We start from the raw sequence: 12,210 nt of genomic DNA, 5'->3' as shown, positions 1-12,210 counted from the left end.
CCCCGCACCCCGATACGAAGCGTCCCTGCGGTCTGGGGTTGCTTGTCAAGGCATCTTTCCCGCCTTGACAAGCAACCCCAGACCGTCAGCACAATCACGCTTCGGGGTGCCCCACGCACGCCAGGGCCGATGTCGCCACCAGACGACGAGCCAAATCACCCACTCAACACCGAGCCGCCCACCCGCTCAGCAACCAGCTCCTCAAACCCGGGAAACTCCCCAGGCGCCAACGCCCGCACAACCCCGCTCCGTCGAGCCTCAGCCCCGCCAGGACGCCGAACCCGAACAGTCACCAAACCCGGCCCGCCGTCATGCCAATGCCGAACCCCAGCCGGAACCGTCAACACATCCCCGGCCTCGCACAGCACCGCATGCACCTCACGCCCCGCATGCAGATACCAAACCGCGGCCCCCCGAACGAAAAACCGATCCTCGGCGCCGTCCCCGAGACGCTCGACAAGCCCCGGCTCCCCAGTCACAACGCCAACCGAGCAACTCCCGCCGACCCGAGACTCGACCAACCCCCGGTACCGAGCCGACAAGTCGCCCTCGGAGCCGACTTCACCAACGGGGAACCGGGCAAACCCAGCCCCCACCCGCCCCAGCTCAGCGACGATCGCCCCCGTGTCCTCAGTCCGCAGGAGCACATGCCCAGGCTGATCGTCAGGCCACACGGTCAACAGCGTCATCGCCGCTCCCCTCTCCTTGAAGAGAAGCAACCGACGACACAGCCGAATGTTCCCGCCCACAGCACCGCCGAGCAGAAAGTGGCGCCCCTCACTCAGCCCACAAGACCGCTCAGGCTTGCCGCTCCCCCCGGATAGTCCGCCGCAACCGAGGCACCCGCTCCGCCAGCGTCCGCTCCCCGCCCCGCTGCGTGGGCTCGTAATAATCCCGCCCCACCAGCTCATCCGGCGGATACTGCTGCGCCAGCACCCCCTCCGGCACGTTGTGCGGATACCGGTACCCCTGCGCGTTGCCCAGTTGCTTGGCCCCCGCGTAGTGCCCGTCCCGCAGATGCGGCGGCACAGTCCCGATCGCCCCCTTGCGAACGTCACTCAACGCGGTGTCAATCGCCGTGACCACAGCATTCGACTTGGGCGCGGTAGCCAGATGGATCGTCGCCTGCGCCAACGCGAGCCGCCCCTCCGGCATCCCGATGAACTGCACCGCGTGCGCCGCCGCCACCGCCGCCTGCAACGCGGTCGGATCGGCAAGCCCGACATCCTCGCTCGCGTGCACCACCAACCGTCGCGCCAGGAACCGCGGATCCTCCCCCGCCTCGATCATCCGCGCCAGGTAGTGCAACGCCGCGTCGACATCCGACCCGCGAATCGACTTGATGAACGCGCTGATCACGTCGTAGTGCTGATCGCCGTCCCGGTCATAACGAACAGCGGCCTTGTCCACAGTGGACTCAACGACGGCCAGGTCGATCGTCTTGTTCTCCGTGGCAGACGCGGCATCCGCGGCCGCCTCCAGCGCGGTCAGCGCACGCCGCGCGTCCCCGCCAGCAAGCCGCACGAGATGCGCCCGGGCTTCGTCAGTGAGCGTAAGTTCCCCGCCGAGCCCGCGCTCGTCGGTCAACGCGCGCTCCAGCACAGCGACGATGTCGTCGTCAGTGAGCGGCCGCAGCTGCAGCACCAACGACCGCGACAGCAGCGGCGACACCACCGAGAACGACGGGTTTTCCGTGGTCGCCGCCACCAGCAGCACGGTCCGGTCCTCGACCGCGCCGAGCAGCGCGTCCTGCTGGGTCTTGGAGAACCGGTGCACCTCGTCGATGAACAGGACGGTGTTCTCGGTGTTGTACTGCCGGCGCCGCCGAGCCTCCTCGATGACGCCGCGCACCTCCTTGACGCCCGCCGACAGCGCGGACATCGCGACGAACCGGCGGCCGGTGGCGATCGACACCAGGTTCGCCAGCGTGGTCTTGCCGGTGCCGGGCGGGCCGTAGAGCAGCACGGACGCCGGGGCGGCCCCCTCGACCAGCCGGCGCAGCGGAGCCCCTTCCCGCAGCAGGTGCTGCTGGCCGACCACCTCGTCGAGCGTGCGCGGCCGCATCCGGACCGCGAGCGGCGACGTCGCCGGGTCGGCCTGCGGTTCGACCGGGTTCGCTCCGGTGGGTTCCGGCGGCGGCCCCGCGTCGGGGTTCACCGTGAAGAGTTCGTCCTGTGCCACGCTGACGACGGTAACCGACCACCCCGACAATCCCGCTCGCCCGGCCCCGCAGCGCCGCCGGAGGGGCAGACTGGGGCGATGGTCTCCTCGGTCGCGGTGTTGTCCGATATCCACGGCGTGCTGCCCGCCCTCGACGCGGTCCTCGCCGAACCCGACGTCCAAGCCGCCGATCTCGTCGTCCTCTGCGGCGACCTGGCCGCGGGCCCACTGCCCCGGCAGACCCTGGACCGGCTGGTCTCGCTCGGCGAGCGCGCGGTGTGGGTGCGCGGCAACGCGGACCGCGAACTCGTCACGCTCGCGTCCGGCGGCCCCACCAAGATCCCGGACCCGATCGGCCCATGGGCCGCGACCCAGCTGCGGCCGGACCAGGTGGCGCTGCTAGCCGGATTGCCGTTGACTGTCACCCTGGAAATCGACGGACTCGGCGAAGTCCTGTTCTGCCATGCCACTCCACGCGACGACGAAGAGGTCGCGCTCGTAGACAGTCCGCTGTCGCGCTGGGCCGAAGTCCTGGACGGCGTCACAGCGGAAACGGTCGTATGCGGCCACACCCACATGCCGTTCTTGCGGCTGGCCGACCGCTGCCGGATCGTGAACCCGGGCAGCGTCGGAATGCCTTACGGCACAACAGGTGCACACTGGGCTCGACTCGGCCCCGGCGTCGAACTGCGGCGCACGGCGTATGACGCGGAGGCCGTGTGCCGAGAGCTGACTGAAACGTCGGAGTTTCCCGGAATTCAGGACTGGAACGACTACTTCGTACGGAATCCGGCGTCAGATGCCGAGGCCTTGCGGGTATTCAGCCCACGCGCTCACGGAACGAGCGCCACATAATGACGGCGGCATAAGGCAGAAACTCGCGTCCACGTCGCCACAGCCACGGCACCCCCTTCGCGACGAGCCAGCCAAAGTGCCCGGCAGCGCTTGGCTCCACTCCCCCGGAGCAAGTGAGACTCACCGGCTCCGGGATCGCGTAACCCGCCGCTGCGGCGAGGTCCGTGAAGCCCTGGGCGAGCAAGCGGTGCCCCAGTTCGGACGGATGCAGCCGGTCAACGCTCCACACGGTGAGGTCGTAAGCACCGGGCAGGGCGTCCAGGTCCAGGCAAGCTATGCCTTCTGTTTCCACCACGCGGTCGATCGCCTCGTTCAGTTCCGCCACGCGGGCGCTCAAAGCCCGCTTGAGCGAGGGCGGAAGCCGAAAGACCTTGCTGTGGTCATGAAAACGTACTGGCAAGACGGTAGTTCCGACCGCCGTGAACTCACGGACGATCGCGGTGAGGTCAGCCGCGATGTCGTCCGGGTTGAAGTCTGGCCGGAGGGTGTCATTCATGCCCACGACGACCAGCGCTACGTCCGGCTTGTGAGCAAGCGCCAGCGGAAGCTGGTCGGTGCGCACGCAGGCCATCCTCGCGCCAGTAAAAGACGGATTCAGGTAGCCGGTTTCGTCGACGCCCAGGGCCTGCGCGACCAAGGGCCCCACTCCACGCCAACCACCGCGACGGGGAAGCGGATCGCCCAGCCCCACGGCGGTCGAGTCGCCGAGGATCACCAGACGTTCGGCTTGGCGGAGGGACGGGGCTCGTTCCGGGACAGGTTCTCGGGCTGCGGCTGGGGTGACTCCGACGCTGATCACGGTCACGACCAAGACCATCCGGTATCGAAACTCACCGCTGGTGATGGGAAGGTAACGCGGTATGGACGGAGGTGGGAACTTCCGGTACCTGACGAGGACGAGGTCTGATTTAGGGCATTTGAGCCTTCGCCGACAGCAGTCGCGCGCCGCCAACTGTCGCCGCCAGGCGACGACCGCCCCGCCTAGGACAGGAACTCAGCGAAAAGCCGGATAAAACGCCAGATCAGCATGCGGCCCCAACCGAGCACCCAACGCGGCTGCAACCCGAGTGGAGTGCTCAGCAACCTCAGTCAACCGCGAATACCCCGCATGCCGAGCCAACTCACGCCACCACGTGACCAGCGCCGCCTCCCGGCTGACCGGTGTGGCATGCCTGCTCAAGTCAAGATGGGGAAGCAAATCCCGAGCAGCCTGCCAAACCTGCAACATCTCGCTGACAGTCAACTGCCGAGCCAACTCAACGTCATCAGCGAACGACGGCCACACATCGACGATCTCAGCCCGCCAAGCAGCGATCATCGCCTCGCTCATCCCCGCGGGCAGGGCCATCGCACGAGGATCGGACACGAACGGCAGCCGCAGACAAGACGCATCCACCAGCGCAGTGCGAACCCGCCCCCGCTCGAAGTCCAAGAAGCGCACCCCGGACCCCGTGACCAGGTTGTTCTCCGGAGCAAGCTCAACAGGACTAAACGCCCGAAAGGCCGCCGACCGAGCCTGAGCGACAGCCTCGGCAAGGCGCTCGCGCACCGCCTCAGGAACGGGCACATCGAGCAACTCGGACAGCAGCTCTTCGACGTCGTCAACCAGCCCCGACAGCCCGTCGTTGTCGGTCCGCACCGGCCCGCCCAGCCGCCGCAGCAAAGCATTGAAATCAGCCTCGCGACTGGCAGTGCTGGCGTGCAAACGCCCCAACGACCGAGCCCAAGACAGCAAAGCCCGCTCAGCCGCACGAGAGTCCCGAGCAGCCAGCTTGTCCTGCAGGGTAGGCGCCCGCCCCAGGTCCTCGATCACCAGCACCCGATGCCCGCCGTCGTGGGCCAGCAGCTCAGGACACATCCGCTCGTCCGGAGCCAGCGCGGTGAACAGCTGGTAGCTCACCGCCTCCTGAGCGAACGGATCGACCCGCCCGGACTCCGGCGGATCCGGATAGTGCTTGACCACCAGCGTCCGCGGCAACGCGAACGAGGAAGACACGACTCGCGCCCGGACGACTGTCGCCGGTCCGCTCCCGGAGAGGTGCTCCGGCGAAACCAGCGTGATCGCACTCCCGAACCGGCGCGTGAGCACCGCCTCGCCCGCCGCGACGGCCGCGGCGACGGCGAGTTCCCCGGCTTCCGCCCGGACTCCGGCGTCGCCGGCGGAGGAGGTGTCGACTGTCATTGTCACCGACCCTACTCGTGACTGAGCAACCATGACCACAACGTTCCGGGCGCCGGGACGCGCCCGGATTCACCCACGGGAAAGCGGACGCAGCAATGCCTCGGAACGTTGCTTGCGTCGGCGAACTATCAGCACAATGGCCGCAGCAAGAACGATTCCGAAGAGGTTGACCAGCAGCTGCAGCACCGAAAAACCGGCCCGGTCCCACCGCCCCGCGACGGCCGCGACCATCGCGTAACCGGCCGCGGGAACGGTCGTCACCGAAATGAACACGCCGACCAGCGCGGCCGATTTCGCCGACGTCATCGCGAGCATTCCGGCCGCCCCGGCGAGCAATGCCACCACGAACGACGCGGGCCCGACCTGGTACACGAAATCGACCTGGTGGTTGTTGACGATCGCGTGCGGGTCGAAGAGCCCGGCCGTGCTGCCGAGCAGGACGCCGAGCAGCGTGATCGCCATGGAGACCGGGAATCCGACCGCCAGCGCGACCCCGGCCCGGCGCACCAGGTCCCAGCGGCTCAGCACCACGCCGACCGCGATCGCGGCGAGCGGGCCGAACTCGGGCCCGACCACCATCGCGCCGACGATCGTGACCGACGAGTCAGTGAGCACGCCGACCGCGGCGAGCAGGCACGCGATGGCGAGGAACGCCTGGAACGTGGCGTTCCACCGCGATTCCTCGCCGGTGCGGCCGAGCAGCTCCTGCCACACGACCGCGTCCGCGCCTTCGCCGGGAGCGGCTTCCTCGGCCGCGTCGGCGGCATCCGAAAGCGCCGTGTCCAGCGATTCCATGGTGATGCCGCCGCTGCGGTCGAGACCGAGCGCGCACAGTGCGTCGACGATGTCGTCGGCCGCTTCCCGCGCGATGTCCGCCTCGATGAGGTCGCCCTCGGGCGAGACGGACGCCCCGCGGTGCACGATCAGGTGCGCCGCGCCCGGGTGGGTGTGCAGCAGCTTCAGCGTCTCGTCAGTGCGCTCCGGCGGGCAGATCGCCCTGAGGTGCAGCACTAGCTCACCCCGCCCCGGCAGCCACCTTCAACGGACACGCTGTCCGTGGCCACTACTTCTCCTGTGCGGCAGCCGATTTGCTCTGCGGGACAACCGGTTTCGCGTCGATCCCGGCTTCCTTGCGCTGCTGCGCGGTGATCGGCGCGGGCGCCGCGGTGAGCGGGTCGTAGCCGCCGCCGGTCTTCGGGAACGCGATCACGTCGCGCAGCGAGTCGGCCTTGGCCAGCAGCATCACGATGCGGTCCCAGCCGAACGCGATGCCGCCGTGCGGGGGCGCGCCGAACTGGAACGCCTCGAGCAGGAAGCCGAACTTCTCCTGCGCTTCCTCCTCGCCGAGGCCCATCAGCGCGAACACGCGCTTCTGGACGTCCTCGCGGTGGATACGGATCGAGCCGCCGCCGATCTCGTTGCCGTTGCAGACGAGGTCGTAGGCGTAGGCAAGCGCGTTGCCCGGGTCCTGCTCGAACTTGTCGATCCACTCCGGGGTCGGCGAGGTGAACGCGTGGTGCACGGCGGTCCACTTGCCGGAGCCGACCGCGACGTCGTCGCCGATGTCCTCGACCGGCGCGAACAGCGGAGCGTCCACGACCCACACGAAGGACCAGGCGTCCTCGTCGATCAGGCCGAGCTTGCGGCCGATCTCGTCGCGCGCGGCGCCGAGCAGCGGCTGCGCGGCGGAAATCTTGCCCGCGGCGAAGAAGACGCAGTCGCCGGGCTTCGCGCCGGCGGCTTCCGCGACGTTCGCGCGCTCGGTCTCGGAGAGGTTCTTGGCGACCGGGCCGCCGAGCGTGCCGTCCTCGTTGACCAGGACGTACGCCAGGCCCTTCGCGCCGCGCTGCTTCGCCCACTCCTGCCAGGCGTCGAGCTGACGGCGCGGCTGCGAGGCCCCGCCCGCCATGACGACCGCGCCCACGTAGGGGGCCTGGAACACGCGGAACGGCGTGTCGGAGAAGAAATCGGTGAGTTCGGTGATCTCGAGGTCGAAGCGCAAGTCCGGCTTGTCGGAGCCGTACTTGGCCATCGACTCGCGGTAGGTGATCCGCGGGATCGGGGTGGCGATCTCGTGGCCGATCAGCTTCCAGAGCGACTTCACGATGGCCTCGCCGACCGCGATGACGTCGTCCTGCTCGACGAAGCTCATCTCGATGTCGAGCTGGGTGAACTCGGGCTGCCGGTCGGCGCGGAAGTCCTCGTCGCGGTAGCAGCGGGCGATCTGGAAGTAGCGTTCCATGCCGCCGACCATGAGCAGCTGCTTGAACAGCTGCGGCGACTGCGGGAGCGCGTACCAGGAGCCGGGCTTGAGGCGCGCGGGCACGAGGAAGTCGCGGGCGCCTTCCGGGGTGGAGCGGGTCATCGTCGGCGTCTCGATCTCGACGAAGTCCTGCCCGTGCAGCACCTCGCGCGCGACGCGGCTGACCTCGCTGCGCAGCCGGATGGCGGCCGCCGGACCGCTGCGGCGCAGGTCGAGGTAGCGGTACTTGAGCCGGACCTCCTCGCCGACGTCGACCCGGTCGTCGATCGGGAACGGCAGCGGAGCGGCCTCGGACAGCACGACGAGCTCGGTGGCGAGCACCTCGATGTCGCCGGTCGGAATGTCGGGGTTCGCGTTCCCCTCGGGCCGCCGCGACACCTCGCCGACGACCTTCACGCAGAACTCGGAGCGCAGCGCGTGCGCGCGCTCGGCCATCTCGCCCTCGCGGAACACCACCTGCGCGACGCCGCTGGCGTCCCGGAGATCGATGAAGATGACTCCGCCGTGATCGCGCCGCCGCGCCACCCAGCCGGTGAGGGTGACGGTCTGACCGGCCTGCCCGGCACGCAGAGTGCCGGCTTGATGAGTGCGGAGCACTGCGACTGCTCTCCCTAGGTCCACGAGTTCGGGTGCGGCGGCGTGTTCGGTTGTTTGGCCGAGCACGCATTTCGCCGGATACAGAGGCTAACGAACCCGGTGCTGGGGGGCGCGGGCAGGTTTGGGTCGGGGTGGTGGGGCGGGTGGGGTTGGGGTGGCGAGGGGCGGCGGGGCGGGTGGTCGGCGGGCTCGGGCTGGTGGGTGTGGCGGGGCTCGAGTGGCGCGTGGCGACGTGGGCTGGCTCGGACCGCACGGCTGGGACAGCGGCCGATTCAAGCGGCAGACCCGGCAGGCGAAGTGGCTCGGGCGAGCGGCAGAAGTCGGGCCGAAGTGGTGGGCGGGTGCGAGTGGTGACGCGAGTTAGCTCGGGCCGCGGGGCAGGCGCGGCGGCTGGTTCAAGGGCGGTGCGAACGCCCCGGAGCTGGGTCGGTGGCAGGTTCGGTCGGCCCGCCTCGCCGCATGGATCGCAATGCGGAATCCGAGTTGCCCGCGTCCCGGGATCGCCGTCCGCCTCGTGCCGCGGGCGGACTCGCCGCCCCAAGCCGCGGTCGCCCCGAACGGCGGTCGCCCGGCTTCCGGCTTCCGGCGCAGTCCGCACTGCCTCGATCGGCCCAGGCTGGGCAGACTCGAGCCGCCAGTCCAGCAAGTCACAAGAGCCGCAACTGCTCAGCCTCCCCCGCTCGCTGTTCCGGCACCGCAGTCTCTGTCTCCTCCGCCGGAGCCGCTTCCGTCCGGGTCTCCGAATGCGCCCGAGGTGCCCGCGGATCCAACCCATGCCGCCGCAGCAAGGGGCCGACCACCGTCGCCAGGCGTTCCCGGTAGCCGCGGTCGGCGTAGCTTCCTCGGGCGTACAGGCGGCGGTATCGCGGGGCCAGCTCGGGGTACTCCCGTTTCAGCCACTCCGCGAACCACTCCCGGGTGCCTGGTCGCAGGTGCAGCGGCAGCACCGTCACTCTGGTCGCCCCAGCCTCGGCTAGTTGGGCGAAAAGCGGGTCTAGCGCCTCGGCCGAATCCGTCAGGTACGGCAGCACCGGCGCGACCATTACTGAGCACGGCAGCCCGGCCGCCGCAGCCATGCGGATTAGGTCCAGGCGGGCGCGCGGGGTCGGGGTGCCGGGTTCCAGACGACGTTGCAGGTCGCCGTCCAGCAGGGCTAGTGACACTGCCAGGTGGACTGGGACGTCCTTGCTCACCGACTCCAGCAGAGGCAGGTCTCGGCTCAGCATGGTGCCCTTGGTGAGGATCGACAGCGGCGTGCCGGAGTCGGCGAGTGCGCGGATGATCCCGGGCATCAACCGATAGCGGCCTTCGACGCGTTGGTACGGGTCGGTGTTCGTGCCCATCGCGACCGGTTCTCGTTGCCAGCTCGGGCGTTTCAGCTGCGCGGTCAGCACTTCCGGGGCGTTGATCTTGACCACCACTTGCGTATCGAAATCCCGGCCGGCGTCGAAGTCCAGGTAGGTGTGGGTGTTCCGGGCGAAGCAGTTGTGCGACACCATCCCGTCTGCGATGAAATCGCTGGTGCCCGTGGTGATGTCGAACAGCGGCAGCTCCAGCCCCAGCGGCGAGACGCTCGTGACCGTGCGCCGGACGCCGCCGATGACGGTGCCGTCCAGGGAGCGTTTCCATTCGACCGCTGGGTCGACCAGGTGCAGGAAGCGCAGCACCTCGCCGGTGCCGCCGGTGAGCCGCGCTTGGCGGCGGCCGGGATGCTGACGGTGGCCGACGGTGTCGTAGCTGAACGAAAAACGGTCCAGCGCGGCGAACAGCATGTCCACGACTTCGTTCTCGTCGTGCGCGATGGAAAGCGTGCCGCGCCGGTAGCCGCCCGCGAGGTCGAACAGTCCGGCCAGGAATCCGCGCGCCCAGTGGGCGTCCGGCTCTCGCGGGATTCGCATGAAGCCCACTGACGAGCCGAAATCGGGCAGGTACGCCAGCGCTCGCGTGGCGGCGTCCGATTCCGCCGCGAAACCGCCTGAGCGGAGCATTCCGCACAGGTAACCGGCGCGGTAGCCGAGTGTGTCGTCCAGCGTGCGGGCGAACCGGCCGGCGCCGACCAGTTCCGTGCCGGGTTCCAGGTGCGGCCGTTGCGCGGTGCCGAGTTTGCTGCCGGTGACGTACTTCCAGCCGCGCGCGCTGAGGAACCGGTGGTCCGGTCCGGCGACGATCCGCGTGCCGTCGTCGAGCGTGACGCGGTACGCCGGGCGCACTGTGGTCCAGTGCGCGAGCACCTCGGTGGGCACGAGCCTGCGCGCGACGCCGTGCCCGCGCGTGCCCATGATCCGGTCGCCCACGCGCAGGTCGGCGATCGGCTTCGAGCGGCCGTCGGCCATCAGGACCGGCGTGTCGCCTTCGAGGCAGTACGTGCACGCGTGCGAACACCCGCGATACGGATTGACCGACCACCGGAACGGCACGGCGGACGACTCGGGCACCCGGTTCAGCACGGACCGGGCGCGCACCTCGTGAAAGGTGACGCCGCCGAACTCCGGCGCCCGCACCGAGCGCACCACATCCCCGAAGGCACCGAGACCGGGGAGCGCCGGCTCCTCCTTCCCCGCTCGCAACTGTTCCCAACGCACCCCAACAGTCGAACACATGTTCTAAAGCCGTGTCAAACATATGTTCGAACACCCCTCGAACGAGCGAGGCGGAAGCTCAGCCGGAGAACCGCTCCAAGGCACGGATCTTGTTCGTCGCGTCGAGCGCCGCCACCTTGTACGCCTCGGACAGCGTCGGGTAGTTGAACACCGCGTCCACCAGGTAATCCACCGTCCCGCCGCAGCCCATCACCGCCTGTCCGATGTGCACGAGATCAGTCGCGCCGGTGCCGAATACGTGCACTCCCAGCAACTTCCGGTCCGCAGTCGACACGAGCAGCTTCAACATCCCGTAGCTGTCCCCGGAAATCTGGCCGCGAGCGAGCTCCCGGTAGCGCGCGATACCGACCTCGTACGGCACCGAGGACGACGTCAGCTGTGCCTCGGTCGCACCCACGTACGAGATCTCCGGGATCGTGTAGATCCCGATCGGCTGCAACGCGCCGATGTCGTTCGCCGGTTCGCCGAACGCGTGGTAGGCGGCAAGACGACCCTGATCCATCGAGGTCGCCGCCAAAGCCGGGAATCCGATCACGTCGCCGACCGCGTACACGTGCTCGACCGACGTCCGGTAGTGCTCGTCGACCTCCAGCCTGCCGCGCTTGTCCGCGCTGAGGCCCGCGTTCTCCAGCGTCAGCGCGCCGGTCATGCCCTGCCGGCCGGCCGAGTACATCACCGCGTCCGCCGGGATCCGCTTGCCGCTGACCAGCGTCGTCACCGTCGCGTCGGCGGAGACCGCGACGTTCGCGACCTTCTCCCCGAACCGGAACGTGACACCCAGGTCGCGCAGCTGGAACTTCAGCGATTCCACGATCTCCGGATCGCAGAAGTCGAGCATCTGGTCGCGCTGCTCGACCACGGTCACCCGCGAGCCGAGCGCGGCGAACATCGACGCGTACTCGATCCCGATCACCCCGGCGCCCACCACGACCAGCGACGACGGGATCGTCTCCATCGCCAGGATCTCGTCCGAGTCGAGCACGCGCGCGGCGTCGAAGTCGACGTGGTCCGGGCGCGCGGGACGGGTGCCGGTCGCGATGACGACGTAGTCGCCGGTGATCGTGCGCCGGTCGCCGCGGTGCTTGCCGTCGACCAGGACGGTGTGCGGATCGGCGAACGAGCCGATGCCGCCGATGAGATCGACGTGGTTGCGCAGCAGCTGCGCGCGCACCACCTGGACCTCCCGCCCGATGACGTGCTGCGTGCGCGCCATCAGGTCCGCGATGGTGATGTCCTGTTTCACCCGGTAGCTCGCGCCGTACAGCTCGCGCTGGTTCATCCCGGTCAGGTACAGCACGGCTTCGCGCAGCGTCTTGGACGGGATGGTGCCCGTGTTGACGCACACGCCGCCGACCATGTCGTGCCGGTCGACGACGGCGACTTTCTTCCCCAGTTTCGCCGCCGCGATGGCGGCTTTCTGCCCTCCCGGGCCCGAGCCGATGACGATGAGGTCGTACTCGTATTCGCTCACGGCCCCGAGCCTGCGCACTCGCGGCGGTCCGCGCAAGTCCTCACGACCGGGTCGTCACCGGCTCGTCAGCAACAATTCGGCT

9 protein-coding genes are annotated in these 12,210 nt (G+C 69.0%); 1 reads left to right on the top strand and 8 read right to left on the bottom strand.

The features are described 5' to 3' along the window. Nucleotides 1-155: 155 nt before the first annotated feature. Both ABZX37_RS39450 and ABZX37_RS39445 read right to left on the bottom strand, forming a co-directional pair. A complete protein-coding gene (locus tag ABZX37_RS39450) occupies nt 156-689 on the bottom strand; it encodes a cupin (RefSeq protein ID WP_354748494.1) in 534 nt (177 codons plus the stop codon). 109 nt (nt 690-798) lie between these two features. Then, nucleotides 799-2,181, bottom strand: a complete 1,383-nt coding sequence (locus ABZX37_RS39445) for a replication-associated recombination protein A (RefSeq protein ID WP_354748492.1) — start codon at nt 2,179-2,181, stop codon at nt 799-801. A 78-nt stretch (nt 2,182-2,259) separates the two neighbouring features. Between ABZX37_RS39445 and ABZX37_RS39440 the strand changes: the two genes are divergently transcribed. Next, nucleotides 2,260-3,015 carry a metallophosphoesterase family protein gene (locus tag ABZX37_RS39440; RefSeq protein WP_354748490.1) on the top strand — a complete coding sequence of 252 codons (756 nt, stop codon included), beginning with the start codon at nt 2,260-2,262 and terminating at the stop codon, nt 3,013-3,015. Here ABZX37_RS39440 and ABZX37_RS39435 read toward each other — a convergent pair. From ABZX37_RS39435 to sthA, 6 genes are all read right to left on the bottom strand, one after another. Further along, nucleotides 2,981-3,832 (bottom strand): SGNH/GDSL hydrolase family protein, encoded by an 852-nt coding sequence (locus ABZX37_RS39435; RefSeq protein ID WP_354748488.1) that lies wholly within the window; start codon nt 3,830-3,832, stop codon nt 2,981-2,983. The two genes, ABZX37_RS39440 and ABZX37_RS39435, sit on opposite strands and share 35 nt — an antisense overlap. Nucleotides 3,833-4,009: 177 nt before the next feature. Continuing rightward, nucleotides 4,010-5,197: a phosphotransferase gene (locus ABZX37_RS39430; protein ID WP_354748486.1), complete on the bottom strand. Its 1,188-nt coding sequence runs from the start codon at nt 5,195-5,197 to the stop codon at nt 4,010-4,012. A 69-nt stretch (nt 5,198-5,266) separates the two neighbouring features. Further along, nucleotides 5,267-6,208: a DUF389 domain-containing protein gene (locus ABZX37_RS39425; RefSeq protein WP_354748484.1), complete on the bottom strand. Its 942-nt coding sequence runs from the start codon at nt 6,206-6,208 to the stop codon at nt 5,267-5,269. 52 nt (nt 6,209-6,260) lie between these two features. Further along, nucleotides 6,261-8,057 carry an aspartate--tRNA ligase gene (gene aspS, locus ABZX37_RS39420; protein WP_354748482.1) on the bottom strand — a complete coding sequence of 599 codons (1,797 nt, stop codon included), beginning with the start codon at nt 8,055-8,057 and terminating at the stop codon, nt 6,261-6,263. Between the two features lie 647 nt (nt 8,058-8,704). Further along, the gene (locus ABZX37_RS39415; RefSeq protein ID WP_354748480.1) at nt 8,705-10,639 is read right to left on the bottom strand and encodes an intein-containing Rv2578c family radical SAM protein; all 1,935 of its coding nucleotides are present in this window, start codon (nt 10,637-10,639) and stop codon (nt 8,705-8,707) included. Between the two features lie 76 nt (nt 10,640-10,715). Continuing rightward, the gene (gene sthA, locus ABZX37_RS39410; protein ID WP_354748478.1) at nt 10,716-12,128 is read right to left on the bottom strand and encodes a Si-specific NAD(P)(+) transhydrogenase; all 1,413 of its coding nucleotides are present in this window, start codon (nt 12,126-12,128) and stop codon (nt 10,716-10,718) included. Nucleotides 12,129-12,210 lie beyond the last annotated feature (82 nt).

This window comes from Amycolatopsis sp. NPDC004079, from assembly GCF_040610415.1.
GTDB lineage: Bacteria > Actinomycetota > Actinomycetes > Mycobacteriales > Pseudonocardiaceae > Amycolatopsis > Amycolatopsis halotolerans.
Note: the sequence above shows the minus strand (reverse complement) of the source record. Positions and strands in the feature narration are given on the sequence as shown.

Bases quoted from the DNA above. Each gene is read 5' to 3' on its own strand.
- ABZX37_RS39450 (WP_354748494.1), bottom strand. From the start codon at position 689: ATGACGCTGTTGACCGTGTGGCCTGACGATCAGCCTGGGCATGTGCTC.
- ABZX37_RS39440 (WP_354748490.1), top strand. From the start codon at position 2,260: ATGGTCTCCTCGGTCGCGGTGTTGTCCGATATCCACGGCGTGCTGCCC.
- ABZX37_RS39435 (WP_354748488.1), bottom strand. From the start codon at position 3,832: ATGGTCTTGGTCGTGACCGTGATCAGCGTCGGAGTCACCCCAGCCGCA.
- ABZX37_RS39430 (WP_354748486.1), bottom strand. From the start codon at position 5,197: ATGACAGTCGACACCTCCTCCGCCGGCGACGCCGGAGTCCGGGCGGAA.